Origin of the sequence: Pseudovibrio sp. JE062, from assembly GCF_000156235.1 — a bacterium.
In the GTDB taxonomy this organism is placed as follows: Bacteria; Pseudomonadota; Alphaproteobacteria; order Rhizobiales; family Stappiaceae; genus Pseudovibrio.
The window spans coordinates 236996-252907 of sequence record NZ_DS996811.1 but is presented as its reverse complement, the minus strand read 5'-3'; the positions used below and the strand labels follow the sequence as shown (position 1 = coordinate 252907).

Annotated in this window: 13 protein-coding genes; 11 read left to right on the top strand and 2 right to left on the bottom strand. The window is 50.5% G+C overall.

Features of this window, described 5'->3' with window-relative positions; all coding sequences use genetic code 11:
• The first annotated feature begins 310 nt into the window (after window positions 1-310).
• The 3 genes from gmd (at window position 311) to PJE062_RS17970 (ending at window position 2830) form a co-directional block, all read left to right on the top strand.
• The gene (gene gmd / locus PJE062_RS17980; RefSeq protein WP_008551199.1) at window positions 311-1378 is read left to right on the top strand and encodes a GDP-mannose 4,6-dehydratase; all 1068 of its coding nucleotides are present in this window, start codon (window positions 311-313) and stop codon (window positions 1376-1378) included.
• Window positions 1371-2339, top strand: a complete 969-nt coding sequence (locus PJE062_RS17975) for a GDP-L-fucose synthase (protein ID WP_008551239.1) — start codon at window positions 1371-1373, stop codon at window positions 2337-2339. Before gmd ends, PJE062_RS17975 begins: the two co-directional genes overlap by 8 nt.
• Window positions 2340-2485: 146 nt before the next feature.
• Window positions 2486-2830 (top strand): RidA family protein, encoded by a 345-nt coding sequence (locus tag PJE062_RS17970; RefSeq protein WP_008551234.1) that lies wholly within the window; start codon window positions 2486-2488, stop codon window positions 2828-2830.
• A gap of 98 nt (window positions 2831-2928) precedes the next feature.
• Here the strand turns inward: PJE062_RS17970 and PJE062_RS17965 are convergent, their stop codons facing one another.
• On the bottom strand, window positions 2929-4452 hold the full coding sequence (locus PJE062_RS17965; protein WP_008550779.1) for an acyl CoA:acetate/3-ketoacid CoA transferase: 1524 nt from the start codon (window positions 4450-4452) through the stop codon (window positions 2929-2931).
• A gap of 209 nt (window positions 4453-4661) precedes the next feature.
• On the opposite strand from PJE062_RS17965, the gene PJE062_RS17960 reads away from it, so the two are divergent.
• The 8 genes from PJE062_RS17960 (at window position 4662) to PJE062_RS17925 (ending at window position 14535) form a co-directional block, all read left to right on the top strand.
• The gene (locus PJE062_RS17960; RefSeq protein WP_008551000.1) at window positions 4662-5342 is read left to right on the top strand and encodes a YrbL family protein; all 681 of its coding nucleotides are present in this window, start codon (window positions 4662-4664) and stop codon (window positions 5340-5342) included.
• A 212-nt stretch (window positions 5343-5554) separates the two neighbouring features.
• Complete coding sequence (locus PJE062_RS17955; protein ID WP_008550952.1) at window positions 5555-6841, top strand: MFS transporter; 1287 nt, start codon at window positions 5555-5557, stop codon at window positions 6839-6841.
• Between the two features lie 111 nt (window positions 6842-6952).
• Window positions 6953-8110, top strand: coding sequence for an iron-containing alcohol dehydrogenase (locus PJE062_RS17950; protein WP_008551092.1), 1158 nt, complete (start codon window positions 6953-6955; stop codon window positions 8108-8110).
• Window positions 8111-8128: 18 nt separating this feature from the next.
• Window positions 8129-8587 (top strand): thioesterase family protein, encoded by a 459-nt coding sequence (locus tag PJE062_RS17945; protein ID WP_008551042.1) that lies wholly within the window; start codon window positions 8129-8131, stop codon window positions 8585-8587.
• A gap of 186 nt (window positions 8588-8773) precedes the next feature.
• Window positions 8774-11212, top strand: coding sequence for a methyl-accepting chemotaxis protein (locus PJE062_RS27025; RefSeq protein ID WP_208982382.1), 2439 nt, complete (start codon window positions 8774-8776; stop codon window positions 11210-11212).
• A gap of 366 nt (window positions 11213-11578) precedes the next feature.
• Window positions 11579-12103: a PAS domain-containing protein gene (locus PJE062_RS17935; protein ID WP_008551160.1), complete on the top strand. Its 525-nt coding sequence runs from the start codon at window positions 11579-11581 to the stop codon at window positions 12101-12103.
• Window positions 12081-13406, top strand: a complete 1326-nt coding sequence (locus tag PJE062_RS17930; RefSeq protein ID WP_008551056.1) for a methyl-accepting chemotaxis protein — start codon at window positions 12081-12083, stop codon at window positions 13404-13406. Before PJE062_RS17935 ends, PJE062_RS17930 begins: the two co-directional genes overlap by 23 nt.
• A gap of 109 nt (window positions 13407-13515) precedes the next feature.
• Window positions 13516-14535, top strand: a complete 1020-nt coding sequence (locus PJE062_RS17925; RefSeq protein ID WP_008550967.1) for an alpha/beta fold hydrolase — start codon at window positions 13516-13518, stop codon at window positions 14533-14535.
• A 33-nt stretch (window positions 14536-14568) separates the two neighbouring features.
• Here PJE062_RS17925 and PJE062_RS17920 read toward each other — a convergent pair.
• Window positions 14569-15912, bottom strand: a 1344-nt coding sequence (locus PJE062_RS17920; RefSeq protein WP_037037549.1) for a sulfatase-like hydrolase/transferase, incomplete at its 5' end; no start/stop codon positions are given.

Below are 15912 nucleotides of genomic sequence, written 5' to 3'. Positions count from 1 at the left end.
TAGACCTCTCATCATGCCTTTTGTCAGGCAAAGCTATGCAATTGCCAGAGTAACGGCTGCGTCTGGATATTCAGGTTCGGGATACCTCCACAAGGCGTTTGGGAGGGCGAGCTTGATACACGGTGAGCTGTAGGATTGCCAGTTAATTTTGAGGGAACTTGGATATCCTTGTGGGCGAAGCTGAAACCTCGTTTAAAAACATTGCTCTGCAAAGTGACCTAGAGAATGAGGGGGCATGTTTTCAGAATTGCGACAAAAACCAGTTTCCTCCTAGGTTCATGCTCTGTTTCCCTAAGATTTTGGGCGTGTGATGACCTTGCAAAAGACAGCATTGATAACGGGTGTGACTGGACAAGATGGCGCTTATCTGAGCCGTTTTCTGCTTGATAAGGGCTACATAGTGCATGGTGTTAAGCGCCGCTCCTCCAGTTTCAATACCGGGCGGATTGAAGGAATTTACCAAGACCCGCATGAAGAAGATGCACGCTTTATTCTTCATTACGGAGATCTGACGGATGCGACCAACCTGATCCGGATTATGCAGGAGGTGCAACCGGATGAGGTCTATAACCTTGGTGCGCAGTCACACGTTAAGGTGAGTTTTGAAACCCCGGAATACACGGCCAACAGCGATGCTCTTGGTGCTCTACGGTTGTTGGAAGCAATCCGCATTCTCGGACTAGAAAAGAAAACAAGGTTTTATCAGGCGTCAACATCAGAGCTCTATGGTCTGGTTCAGGAAGTTCCGCAAAAAGAAACCACACCATTTTATCCGCGGTCTCCATATGCTGCAGCAAAACTCTATGCCTATTGGATCGCTGTAAACTATCGCGAAGCCTATGGAATCCATGCCTCAAACGGCATCCTCTTCAACCATGAAAGCCCGTTGCGTGGTGAGACATTCGTAACGCGAAAAATCACACGCGCAGCTGCGGCAATCAACTTGGGTCAGCAAGAGAAACTCTACCTCGGCAATATTGATGCTCAACGAGACTGGGGGCATGCGCGCGATTTCATTGAAGGCATGTGGATGATGCTGCAACAGGATCAGCCGGACGATTATGTCCTGGCTACTGGTACGATGACATCTGTTCGCCGTTTTGTAGAAATGGCCTTCGCTCATTGTGGCACTGACATTGAGTGGTGGGGAGAGGGCGTTGAGGAGCAGGGCCTTTGCGCGCGAACCGGTCGTTCACTGATTGAAATTGATCCAAGGTATTTCCGTCCTTCTGAGGTGAACGAACTGCTAGGCGATGCAAGAAAGGCGCGGCAGAAGTTGGGATGGGAGCCTAAAACCTCTCTAGAGGTGTTGGTACAGGAGATGGTGCAGGCCGATTTGAAGGAACTTCAACAGTATCGGGTACTAGAAGATGCCTGATTTATCGGAGACCAAATTTGACCTTGTGGGAAAAACGGTTTTTGTAGCTGGGCACAAAGGCATGGTTGGCGGCGCGTTGATGCGCCGTTTGGAACGAGAGGATTGCTCGCTTTTAACGGCTGACCGCAAGCAGGTGGATCTTACTGCTCAAAATGAAACACTAATGTTTTTGCAGGATACGAAGCCGGATGTGGTGATTGTTGCGGCGGCCAAAGTAGGGGGGATATGGGCGAACAATGAGTATCCCGCAGACTTCCTCTATGAAAACCTTGCGATAGAAACCAATCTCATCCGCGGAGCCTATGCAGCCAACGTGCAAAAGCTGCTGTTTCTGGGTTCGTCCTGTATTTATCCAAAACATGCATCTCAACCGATTTCAGAAGAGGCGTTGCTCTCCGGGCCTCTGGAGCCAACCAATGAATGGTATGCCATTGCTAAGATTGCAGGAATAAAGCTTTGTCAGGCTTTTCGAAAACAGCACGGATGTGATTTCATCTCCGCGATGCCAACCAACCTGTATGGTCCGGGCGATAACTTTGATCTGTCAACCAGTCATGTACTGCCGGCACTTATACGTAAAGTGCACGAAGCAAAGGTGAGTGGTTCGACTGCCTTTGAGATTTGGGGAACAGGAGCACCACGACGAGAGTTCCTCCATTGCGATGACTGCGCAGATGCATTGGTTTACTTACTGAAGAATTACTCAGCTAATGAGCACATCAATGTCGGTTTCGGAACGGATATCTCTATTCTGGAACTTGCAGAAAAACTAGCAAGTATCCTGGGGTTTGAAGGCTCTATTGAGAAGGACACTTCTAAGCCTGATGGAACTCCGCGAAAACTCATGAGTTCGGAGCGATTGGCGCAGTTGGGGTGGAAGCCATCCATTTCATTGGATCAGGGGATTGCGGAGACTTACAGCTGGTTTCTTCAGCATCACCCGGAAAAAACAACGGCATAAATACCTGCAATCAGAAAATCTTGGACACTCGCAAATGTCACAGTGCACTTGCCAGTGCTTTCAGTCATGTTGTCTTGCTGAAATTGGAGATATGAAACCTTGTAGTTTTCCGGGTTCATGCCTCCCGATCTTAAAGGGGTAACAACATGATTGAACGCATGCACACCAAGCAGCGTATGAGCAAAATCGTAAAGCACAATGGTACTGTTTATCTGTGCGGACAGGTTGGCAATCGCGGCGATAGCATCAAGGAACAGACTGCAGAATGTCTGCGCCGCGTTGATGAACTACTGATTGAAGCTGGGTCCAGCCGCGAGAAAATCCTGCAGGCCATCGTTTGGCTTTCAGACATGCGCGATTTCGCAGAAATGAATGAAGTCTGGGATGCCTGGGTTCCTGAAGGCCATGCGCCAGCACGCGCATGCGGTGAAGCGCGCCTCGCTTCCCAGGAACTGCTCGTGGAAGTGATCATTACAGCAGCTTGCGACTAAGTCCTTCAAAGAAATAGCAGCTTCCCGGATGCAACTTAGATTTCCGGGAAGTGGCCTCTTAAATCATTGAGTGCTAGTTGTGAGTGCTGTTTGCGCACTCAGAGAGCATTGAAGATGTGCTCTGGCATCTTGCGTTGCACGTCTACTTTGCAGGCAAAGCCCATGTGGGCCAGCACGTCGCGTTTAGGTTTGATCCCTGGCGCAACTTCGGTCAGCACAAGCCCATTCGGCCCAAGTTGGAACACAGCACGCTCCGTTACATAGAGCACTTCTTGACCATTGTTGCGGGCATTGATCGCGTTGAACGTGATGTGGTCTGTTTGCTCGACAAACTTTGTGTGTGTTCCGTTTCTGGTAATCTTTAGCTTATCTTTGCGATACTCCACGCGCGTATCGACGCCGGTGAGAAGGCCGCAAAACACCAGTTTTCGTGCGTTCTGTGAGATATCGATAAAGCTACCCGGGCCAATAATTTTTCCGCCTATTTTGGAGAGGTTTACGTTGCCATGTCGGTCTACCTCACTCATGCCCAAGAAAGCGATGTCTAGCCCGCCACCGTTGTAAAAATCAAACTGATCCAATGAAGACAGAAGAGCTTCAGACCCTTGCGCTGCGCCATAAAGCGTATCACCCAGAAACTGACCGTTGTGATGGCCATGTTCGCAAGAAAGCCAGATCTGCTCAGCTAACTTCTTGCGTTGTTCTGTAAAGCGAACTCCTGCAGGCACACCAAACCCTATGTTGACGGCTGCATTTTCAATCAACTCCTCTGCAGCTCGTCTTGCGATCACCTTGCGTGCAACTTCGCTGGGTTCATTTTGAACACGCCGATGAGACGGCTTGATGTCACCGCTAAGTGCAGGACTGTAAGGGGTGTCGTAGGCGATGGTTTGGCCAGGGGTTTCAACCAAGGCATCCAGAAATACACCGGGAATGGCAACTGACCGAGCTGGCAGACTGCCGGATTCCACGATGTTCCTGACTTGTGCAAAGCAGTGGCCTCCGCTGTTATGCGCTGCCATTGCCAGGCTCAGGCAGTCCAGAGTGACAGCTTCTTCATCAAGGCTGAGATTGCCCTTGGTGTCAGCAGCTGAGCCACAAATCAACGCGAGATCGATCTTGAAAGGGCGATATCGGAGATATTCTTGACCATGCAGGTGCAGCAATTCAACCAGATCATGTTTACAGGACTTGCTGCATTTACCACCACCGTGTCTGGGATCAACAAAGGTTCCAAGCCCAGTTCGGGTGAGAAGGCCGGGGCGACCCGCACCAATTTCACGGATCAACTGTTGAATGACACCCGCTGGCAGACAGTAGGCTTCCAGTTTGTCCTGAGAGATGAGTTTTTGCAGAGATGGCGTCAGTGCAAAGTGAGAGGAGATAATGCCTCGCAACATCCCTTTATGCGAAAAGCGGTTCAGTCCACGCTTGTCACCATCTCCGATCGAAAGAGAGTTGATGACGAAAAGGTTCTTAGGGTGACCGGTTGAGAGGAACTGTTGTTCGATGGCTTCCAAGAGAGCTTCCGGCGTGGCAAGGCCCCATCCGCAACCGCCAATAACAATGGTATCGCCATCCTGCACAAAGGCCGCAATTTCACGCGCACTGCAGATCTGCATCCTGCTGGTTCCCGGAGTTTGTGTCCGTGTTGTTGTGAGAAGATTATCCCGCAAACACTAAAAAGTCCGGTTAAGGTACCGTCGATCTCCTGAAAGTCATTTAGAAACAAAAACTTGACCATGTGTGGCAAGATTGGTGCTTTCCAAACTATTATAATTTGTTATGTAAGTGGCTCAAATTTACGAAAAAGACTGGCTCAAAATTGACTGTGTCGCAGGAAAATCAAGTTTATCAGGTTGGAGAGTTTGTTCGTGGTGGCGGATTTCGCGACACCTATGAATGTGCCTCTGATCCTACCAAGCTTCTGAAATTTGATCGTTACGAGACTGGTAGGCGTAAGGTAAAAACTCGCGGCCCGCTAAAGAACCTGTTTCGTGCTGTTCGTGCAAAGCTTGGCTACAAGAAGCAACGCTTGAGCGGTAACCAGGATGAACTTTTAGGCTGGCAACACATTCAGGACGTTGGGTTGGAAGAGCATCGCTCTTTCGCGAAAGTCTACGGAATGGTGGAAACGGATCGTGGGCCCGCTCTTCTAACGGAAAAAGTTGAGAACTTCTGGCATCCCGAAACTCGTAGTGTACGCGACTACATCAGCCGCCATGGTCGTGTTGATGATAACGAGCTTATTCGTGCTTTGATTGAGTATTTTGGGATTTTGCGTAGCCACCATGTTTCCTGCTTTGCAGATCGCCCTGAAAACATGGGAATTGTTCTTGATGAGCAAGGCAACAAATACATCAAGAGTTTTGATGTAAAGCCTTACCTGAACAATCAGTTTTTGCCAGTTCACAAGATCGACTACCTGAGTAAGAAGCGTATTCGACGACGCTTGGATCGCCATTTGAATATTCTAAGCGGTGAAAACACAGGTGGTGGGCATAAGATCTGAGCCCTATAGGTTTCGGAGGAAAACTAATCCCTGTAGAGTAGGGCAGCCTGGCACCTGAAGCTGAGTTCAGCATAATTATCTTCACCTATATACGTCTTGCATCTGGAAAGGGCTTGGTTAAGCTAACGGGATTGCTCTTTCCGTTGGCGTGGCATTCTGTGCGCTGATTTTTCTGGCTTTTTTGAAGAAATGAATTTGAGGCGGGCTTTGTTATGCAGGATGAGGCAGTAAATACTTCCGTTTTGGCATTGTTTAAGCTGAGCGCGTTTCGTCGGTTTATTGGTGTTCTTGTTCCTGCTGCCTTTGCGGACTGGATCGACTTCATCGCGATCATGGTGCTGGTGAACTACACATGGGGCATGGGCGCTACCGAGGTTGCCAGTGTGATCATGGCGGCCACATTACCACGCGTTTTATTTGGGTTGCCTGCGGGTATTCTGGTTGATCGCATTGGAGCTGGGCCCGTGCTGATGGCTGGCCTTGTTATTCGGGCCGCTGTTATGGTTGGCATGTTCTTCTTTGCCAACACTCTCGCACTTCTCATCGCCTTTGTCTTTTTGAAGTCAACAATCTCCGCAGCGTTTATGCCAGCGCAGCAGTTGGCGCTGAAAAAGATTGTGCCGTCCAATATGCTGACACAGGCCGTCAGTATTGATCATTTTGTCATTCAATCTACGAAGATCTTTGCACCGGTTCTTGGCGGTGCTTTGCTTGCCATCTGGAGTCCGCACAATGTCTTTTTGCTTGGCGGGCTCTGTTTTACAGTTGGTGCGCTGTTCTGCGTCACGCTGCTTGGTGTGCTGAAGAAAGACCAAGCAAGCGATGAGACTGAAAAGGAGAGCAACGGCAGTGTGCTGCGCGATGCAAAGGCTGGCCTTGCTTACATTTGGAAGACACCACGCCTACTCTTAGGTATCGCTCTTATCTGTCTCTTTATATTCAGTGTCTTCCTGTATGAAGCCGTACTGCTGCTCTTGATTAAGGAGACTGGTCAACCAGGAGCTTCTGCGGGGCCAATCATTGGTGCTATTGGTGTGGGGGGGCTTGTCGGCACTTATCTTACAGCGAAGATTGGTGATCGAGTAAACTTGCATCTAATGATGGTCATCGGCTCGTTTTTTGGTGGAGCCTTGACCATTGTCGCGGGATGGCTTCCTTTCAGCCCTGAGCCTTTCACTCTCAATGAGCAGATGACACTTTGGTTTGTCGCTGGTATCTTTTCCAGTCTGATAACGGTGCCTTACGGAGCTATCATCGTAAAGCAGACGCCAGAAGAGTTATTGGGGCGTGTTTCTTCAGTTGGTGAGATGCTGCAATCGGGCCTGACACTTATCTCAATACCAATCGGGGCTTTTCTGGCAGAGCAGTGGTTTGTTTCCATGCCTTTCTTTGCTGGAGGCGTGACCATGTCCGTAGGTGCAGTCATTGGGTTTATTGCAGTTCTAAGCCTTGGTAAAGCGCCTGATCCGGAACCGGTGATCTCGGAAGAAGTCGTATAACCCGCCAGCGTAGGTTCGACTTTAATTGCGCTCGACCTTCCTGAGGACCTGAGGCATTCTCTTCGGATTGCTCAAGCCTGCCACCAGCAGGGAGCAGTGAGGGGGGATTTCATGACAGGCTTTGTCTTCAACACATCAGCAAGCGTAATTTGCGAGCCCGGTGCGGTTCAACAGCTGGATCAACTTACACTGAACACTATAGGCAAACGTGTTTTGCTGGTGAGTGATAAAGGCCTCATACAAGCGGGGCTTGTTGAGCCGGTGATCTCGCGGCTTGAAGCTGCTGGAGTTGAAGTCACGCTCTTTGAGGATGTGGTGGCTGATCCGCCCGAAGCTATCGTTTTGCGAGCAGCTGAACAGGCAAAGACTGCAAACGTCGAGGGCGTGATCGGGCTTGGCGGTGGTTCATCGCTTGATGTTGCAAAGCTTGTTGCCCTGCTTGTTGGGGGAGGGGAGCAGCTTGCAGACATCTATGGTGTAGGCATAGCTAAAGGAAAGCGGCTTCCACTAATCCTCATTCCAACAACAGCGGGTACAGGCTCTGAAGTTACGCCGATCTCCATCATCACGACGGGAGAGGCTGAGAAGAAGGGCGTGGTGTCACCTCAGTTGCTGCCGGATGTGGCGGTGCTGGATGCCGATCTTACCCTTGGGCTACCTGCACATGTGACCGCTGCAACAGGCATTGATGCCATGGTGCATGCGATCGAAGCCTATACTTCTACCTCTGCAAACAACAATCCGGTTTCGAAGGTTCTGGCCAAGGAAGCTCTGCGATTGCTTGGCGCCAACATTGAGAAGGCTGTGAATACGCCACAGGATAATGAAGCCCGCTCTAACATGCTGCTGGGTTCTATGTTGGCTGGGCAGGCCTTTGCCAACTCGCCAGTAGCAGCGGTGCATGCGTTGGCTTATCCGATCGGTGGCATATTTCATGTGCCGCATGGTGTTTCCAACGCGCTCGTTCTGCCGCATGTGATGCGGTTCAACATGCCTTCCTGTGCTGACGCCTATGCTGATCTCGCTCCACTGGTGTTCCCGGAACTGATTGAAGTACCTGCTGATATCCGGGGCAGCGTGTTTGCGGATCGGTTGGCTGAGCTTGCCAAGGTGCTTGGTGTTGAAACAACTCTTCGGGAGGTCGGCATTGAAGAACAGCATATGGCCAAGCTTGCTAGTGAAGCGATGAAGCAGACACGTTTGCTCGTCAATAATCCGCGGGAGATGGATGAAGACGCCGCGCTACAAATTTATATGCAAGCCCTTTAAGTGCACGGAGTTATTCAGATGAGCAAACCTAAGAAGCCAATTCCGGACACACGGGATCACTTCAAGTTCTTCAGTGAGGTCCAGACTCGCTGGGAGGACAATGACATTTACGGCCACATCAACAACGCGGTCTATTACAGCTACTTCGACAGCGCGGTGAATGCCTATCTTATTGCAAACGATGCACTTAACATTCACGAAGGGGACGAGATTGGTTTGGTGGTTGAATCTGGCTGCCAGTACTTTTCTGAGATCGCTTATCCGCAAAAGATTGATATCGGTTTGCGTGTCGGTCATCTGGGAAACAGCTCTGTGCGTTATGAGTTGGCTCTGTTTGCGCCAGGCGCGGAGACTGCCGCGGCACAGGGATTTTTTACGCATGTGTACGTAGATCGCACCACTCGCAGACCTCAAGCGCTCTCTGTCAATCTGCGCAATGCACTTGAAGCTCTTCTACTAGAGGTTGCTGATTCTTGATTGTTAAAAATCTAATGATTATTTGCACTTATAATAAATCTATGTTGGACGCATAAACAGATAAAACTTTCAGAAATTACTCAATTAATGCCGTAAATACCTACGGGTTAACTACTGGTTGAGATTTACAAGCTTAGGATGCCGCCAAGTCATGGGCAACGACTTTTATTCGGGAGAAATAAGGTCATGAGGCGGGTCCTCCAGCTTTTTACTAATTTGCGACTGTCGACGAAAATCGGCGGTGGCTTCATCATCGTTCTCTTGCTTTCCGCTGCAGCTGGTGGGATCGGAATCTTTTCTATCTCTCAGCTCACCAAGCAAACCGACATGACGAATGCAACCATGCGTTTAATGCAGGGCCTGCATGATACGACCTCAGCACGTGAAACTTATCTGCGCAGCCTGAGCAAGTATGATGCAACCGCAGCTGCAGATGAGCTGAATCTGCTGGGCGCAGATCTTGAAGCTTTGCATGAGCAGGTTGTTGCAGACGGCAAGGATGGCACCGCCTTTGAAGAGACCCACGAAAACGTGCGGGCTCTGAAAGGTTTGTTCAGCCGTGTTCGTATGGCAACGGACATTCAGGAATCCCAGATCGCGAAAATGATGTCTGCAGTTGCCAATCTTCAGGCGATTGGCAAAAAGGTGCAGGCAGATATTTCCAAGATTGCAACTTCAGCAGCGGAACAGGATACGCTGGCGAAAGAGCAGTTGAAGGAAGCAGACAAGGCAGGGCGCCTCGTAGCAACCATTCAGAGTCAGGCACTGAATATGCGCTACTTCTTTGTGAAGGCGACCACCAGTTCTGAAGAAGGCGCTCTGCGTAAAACTTTGCTCAGCGCTGCAAAGGCACGCCGCGAGATCAAGAAGCTTCAGAAAATCGTGTTGTCTCATCTAGATCCAAAGGTTCTTCAGAGCCTGGCAGATGTGTCCGATACGCTGGTTGAAAAGCTGAAAGCACTGCGCGACTCCACTGATTTCTCCGAGATGTATTCTCTACGTCAGGACATCACTGCAAGCATCGATGTGCTTGGTGAGACCGCGCAGCTGGTGATTGGCTTCACATATCGCTCCATTGATGACGCGAACAAGAAGCAGGCTGAAGCTGTTGACCGCAAGCAGCAGGTTGATGCGGCATTGGCATCTGTTTCCAACATCACTCGTCAGACACTGGCAGTCAGCTCTTCTTCTCTGTCCTTCCTGCGTGCAGGTTCTGGTGTTAAGGCTGAAGAAGTCTCCAAGGAGATTGATCAGCTTGGTGCGGCAGGCCGTGAGTTTAAAGCAGGTGTGAAAGACATCGAAGGTGGTGTGAAAGCCTCCAAAGATGCGATGAAGGAAATCGCGGCGATCCGTTCCGGTTTTGGTTCCATGGCCAACGGCAAGAAAGAGCTGTCCAGCCTTGTGTCTCAGCTGACCGAACAGTCCGAGACCGTTCAGGGTCAGATCATCGACATTGCGGCATCTGAAGCTGAAAATGCAAGCTCTGCAGGTGAACTGGCAACCAACCTGATTGCGACAACCGTTGCTGTCTGTCTTGCTCTTGGTGCACTGATTGCTCTGGGTCTGTCCCTTGCCATCACTCGCCCAACCAAGCGTTTGACAGGTATCATGGAGCGTCTTGCTAATGGTGACACCAACGTTGAAATCGCTGGCGTGAAACGCAGAGATGAGATTGGTGACATGAGCCGTACGGTTCAGGTCTTCCGTGACAACGCTCTGGAACGTGCTCGTCTTCGCGAAGAGCAGGCGCAGGTTGCTGAGAAGGATGCTGAGAAGCAGCGCGAGGTTGAGCAGTTGATCTCCGATTTCCGAAACACTGCAAGCAACTTGCTCACTTCTGTGAATGACAGCATGGGTGAGATGGGTGAGACAGCAAGCGTGATGGCTGACCTGGCTCGCGGTACTTCTGATCAGACTGAACGTGCTGCAGCTTCTTCTACAGATGCAGCGAACAACGTTCAGATGGTGTCTGCGGCAGCTGAAGAGCTGAGCAGCTCCATTGAAGAGATTGCCCGTCAGGTGAGTGCGACAACGTCCGTTGTGGCAAAAGCGACCGAAAGTGCGCACGTTTCCAACGACCGGATCAATGAGTTGGCGGACGCCACTGTGAAGATTGGTGAGGTTGTTGGCCTCATTCAGGCAATCGCTGAACAGACCAACCTGTTGGCTCTGAACGCAACCATTGAAGCGGCACGTGCCGGTGAAGCAGGTAAGGGCTTTGCGGTTGTTGCGGCTGAAGTGAAGGAACTGGCGAACCAGACGTCCAAGGCAACTGAGGAAATCAGCTCCCAGATCTCCGCAATTCAGAACTCTACGACTGATGCCGTGTCTTCCATCGAGGGTATTTCCAACACGATGGATGAGGTCACTGCGTTCACCTCTGCAATTGCCACAGCTGTTGAGCAGCAGGGCGCTGCGACTACAGAGATCAGCCGCAACGTTCAGGAAGCTGCAGTGGGTACATCCAGTGTAAATGAGAACATGACCCTCGTTTCTGAAGCTGTGAGTGAAACTAATACGGCGTCCTCACGTGTATTGACGGCCTCTACGGAGGTGACAGAAAGTACGCGGGCTCTTGGTCGTGAAGTAGACGACTTCCTGACAGCAGTTGCAAAAGTCGGCTAACATACACGCAAAACTCGAATATTTAAGGCAGCTTAGTTTTTCTAAGCTGCCTTTTATTTTGTCCGAAATCAGAAAATCCATTTCATCTATATATTGACCCAGAGAATGAAGTTTCTGAGTTGTAATAATTCGAATCTGCGAATTTAAACGTAAGTAGTTTGTCTTTGTTGTTGCGCAAAGAGAAATATAAAATGTTGATATATATGTATAGAATAACATATGCATGCAGAATATACTATAAATTGACTTTGTGAATTACTTAAAATCGATTTTTATCTTAACTACCCGTCAATTTATTCAGGACATGTTCTGTCTGCTTGAATTTTATTCATTCAAGTTACCAAGTAGAAAAACATAGAGGCAGCTATGTCGTCGGGTGCACATCTGTCCGATACTGAAAAAACATTCAGTGAGGCAGACATCATTGTCAGTAAGACCGACTTAAAGGGCAAAATAACGTATTGTAATGAGATCTTCTGTGAGATCGCTGGATACTCCTATAAGGAGCTAATCGGACAGCCACACAGTATTATCCGTCATCCGGATATGCCCCGTTGCGTTTTCGAGCTTTTGTGGAAGCGCATCGCAGAAGGGCACGAGGTCTTCGCGTATGTAAAGAACCTTTGTAAAGGCGGAGAGTATTATTGGGTGTTTGCGCATGTCACGCCCACCTTTGATAATACCGGAAAGATCATCGGATATCATTCAACACGCAGAGTGCCAGAGCGCAAGATTCTCAGCGAAGCGATTACTCCGTTTTACCAGCAGCTGCTGGAGATTGAGCAGGCTCCTAAGAGCCGCAAAGACGGACAGCACAACAGCTCTGAGTTTCTCGCTAACTACCTCTCCGATAATCGGGTGACCTATGATGAATTTATCCTCACTCTCTAAGGGTGTCCTCCTAAGTTGCCTGACGGCGGTACTGTGCGTTGTTGTTGCGCTGATGAATATGGGCGGGGAGAGTGGTTTGCTCTCACTTTTGTCTGCGTTGGCTGCGTTAACAGCTGTATCTGCACTGTTCTTCATGTTGAAAGTGCGCCGTGTGCTGAAGCACATCACTGAGACAGCAGCTTTGCAGGCGAGCGGTGATCTGGAAGCGCGCACTCTGGTTGGGATGGATCATGGGGAGCTGAAGGATCTCCTCGCGAGCGTGAACTACTCAACCGATAAAATGGATTCCTTTATTCGCGAGATGGTGGCGTCCACGCATGCACTTTCTGCGAACAAGTATTATCGCCGTGTTGTGACACGTGGTTTGCAGGGCTCGTTTCTGGTCTATGCAAATCAGGTCAACCACGCGATCTCCAAAGTTCAGGACCGTATCTGCGACTTTTCCGGCCAGACTGATGCTTTTGAGATGCTGACAAAGTCGGCAACAGAAACGCTTTCTAGCGCTGGTCACAACATGAGCCAGAACGCGCAGCAGATGGAACAGTCCGCCGATCTGACGCTTCAGCGCGCATCTGCCGTGACAGTGGCTTCTGAAGAAACCTCTGCCAACGTACAAACCGTATCTGCCGCCGTTGAAGAGCTTTCTGCATCTGCTGCTGAGATTGGCAATCAGGTGAAGTTCACCGCCGATGTCACCAAAACCGCAGTTCAGGAAGTGGAAGCCGGTGAAACCAAGATCAGCAGTCTGAGTGCTGCTGCCGAAACCATCGGCGAAGTAGTCGAGTTGATCAGTTCCATCGCAGAGCAAACCCATTTGCTGGCATTGAACGCGACCATTGAAGCTGCTCGCGCGGGGGAGACAGGCAAAGGCTTCGCCGTTGTTGCTGGTGAAGTGAAGGAGCTTGCCTCGCAAACATCCGACGCGATTGGGCAGATTTCCGGTCAGATCGAGGCAATTCAGTCAGCCACTGCAGAAACAGTCGTGTCATTCAAACAAGTTGCGGAATCTATTTCCAAAATCGAAAGCGTCACGGACTCCATTTCGCTCTCAGCCAAACAACAGGCGGAAGCGACGACCGAGATTGCCCAGAACATTGCAGAGGCTTACTCCGGCACCCGTCTTGTCGCCAGCAACGTGGCGGATGTGTCGACTTATGCAAACGAGACCGAAAATGCCGCTGAGAGCGTGATTGGCTCTGCCGTTGAAATGAACCAGCAGATTGCATCACTGTCCTCCGCGGTGAACGAATACATCAGCGAGCTGCGCAATGGCCCGCTAAGCAACAGCGAAATGCGCACCTGATCCGAATACCGTCCTGAATCACGATCTGGGAGACCTACTTCGTGTTTCAGGACGCTCTAAGGCGTTCGTCCATCTACCAAGATGCTATCGCAATGCAAAGGTTAGCATCATGAAATCCATCATTCTCAGCAGTATCTTCGCTCTCACCTGCACATCGGCTTTAGCAGATATGCCATATGCAGGATACGATCGCCTCACTGTCTCAGCCCCCCATCGAACATCTGCTGTTGCCGCTTCCATCTGGTACCCAGCCCAAACAGCAACTTATCGTGGTTTGGTGGGTGATAATGCGGTATTCAAAGGCACTTCTGCTTATGTTGGTGCTGCGGTTAAAGACGGTAAGCATCCACTCATTTTGCTGTCGCATGGCTCTGGGGGCAACATGGACACGATATCGTGGCTCTCCTCAGGTTTAGCGCAGAAAGGAGCCATGGTGCTTGCGGTCAATCATCAAGGCAGCACCTCCGGCGACTCGTCACCAAGACGTTCTGTGCGTTTGGATGATCGGGCTAAAGATCTGAGTGCGGCTCTGGATGAACTGCTATCTGATCCTTATCTCGCAGAGCATGTCGATAAGAGCCGTATCACATCCCTCGGCTTCTCGTTGGGTGGAGCAACGGCTCTGAATCTTGCTGGTCTGCGTTTTGATGGAGATCGGTACAACGAGTACTGCCAGGGTATTGGCAAGTCTCAGGCTGATTGTGTGTTTCTCTCCAAAGGCGGTGTCGACTTCTCCCGTATGCCTGCGGGATTTTCAAAGGGTGTTGAAGACCCACGCGTTTCCGCTGTTGTTGCTATCGATCCGGGCTTTACCTACGCGGTTGATGAGCAAAGCCTTGCAAAGGTTCAACAACCTGTTCTTTTGATCAACATCGGTCAGGAGCACCTTTGGAAGGCAGCTGATGTTGGATCAAACGGTAGCAACCTTGTTGGGAAGCTTGAGGATGCGACTTACTCAGTCGTGAAACCCGGTCACCACTTCACGTTTCTGGCAGAATGTAAACCGGAAGGGCCTGCGATCTTAGCGGCCGAAAAAGATGACCCGGTTTGTGACGATCCGGAAGGGACAGACCGCGCGCAAATCCACGCGGATATTGTTGCAGAGATTGCGCGTTTTCTGAAACTGTGAGGTGAGGGAGCTGGTGCTCCCTCTCGTTGCTCCTCAAAGGAGGCCTTGCTCCCGCTTGGCCTCTTCCAGCTCTTCCTCATCAGTGTAGCCGATGAGAATACCAGCCTGCAGTTCTTTGCCAGCGTTCGCTGCGATCTGTTCATCCGTCATGGTGATGCGGGTATGGTGCTTCCGGTACCAGGCAAACAAAGCTTCGCTCATCCGCTCTCGCTCAGCTGCGTAGGCAGGGTCTGCGCCAAGGTCTTGAAGTTCCTGTGGGTCTTCCTGCAAATCAAAAAGCATAGGGCGGAAACCTTCCGCATGAATGAACTTCCAGCGCTTATCCATAATCATAGCCAGGCGACAATCAGATACCGGTAGCCCAAGATCCATTCGCGCGTTCCGCATGGAGTAGTCATACTCGCTGATCGTGAACTCACGCCACGCGACCTGCTCTGCACTTTCCAGCAATGGCAGAAGAGAGCGACCTTCCAGAACGTTCGGCTTGGGTGTGCCTCCGCAGAACTCCACAAAGGTCGGCGCAAGATCAATGGCTTCCACCAGATCATCACTAGTGGTTCCGCGTGTGCTGTCCGCTTCTGGGCGCGGGTCGACTACGATCAACGGGATTTTGACAGAAGGTTCGTGGAAGAGTTCCTTCTCACCCATCCAGTGGTCACCTAAATAGTCACCGTGATCGGAGGTGAACACGATCATGGTGTTATCGGTTAGACCCTTTTCATCGAGAAACTTCATGAGCTTACCGATTTCATCATCGATCTGTTTGATCAGCCCCATATAGGCAGGGATGACCTTGGCGCGGGTCTCATCATTGGAAAATGCTTTAGAAACACGCTCTCCCATGAACGCCTTAAACACGGGATGCGGATCTTGCCTCTCGTCTTCGGAACGGACAACAGGCAACACATCTTCAGCGCTGTACATGTCATGATAAGGCGCTGGCACAATGTAGGGCCAGTGCGGCTTGATGAGGGAAAGGTGCACACACCACGGTTGGTCTCCAGCAACAGCGACAAAGTCTTTAAACCGCTGGATCATATAGGGAGTTTCAGCGTGCTCAGCTTCCACGCGAGCTGGCTTATCGGAATGACCAAGCAACCAGCCGGAGAGGATTTCTCCATCATTGCCTTCTGCTGAGTTCGCCCATCGCTCCCACTGGTTAGGCCCATCATAGCCTTTGGCTTTGAGATAGCTATCATATTCTGGGTTAGGTGAGTAAGGCCCGTCTGGGTGGAGGCCATCGTCGCGTTCGAATACTTCAAACCCGCATTCGGCAACGCGAGCGCCGATGAAGCTTTCAGGTGAGATTCCCAGGCGTGCCATGCCTTCGGTGTCAGCACGCATATGCGTTTTGCCGACCAGTACGTTGCGTACACC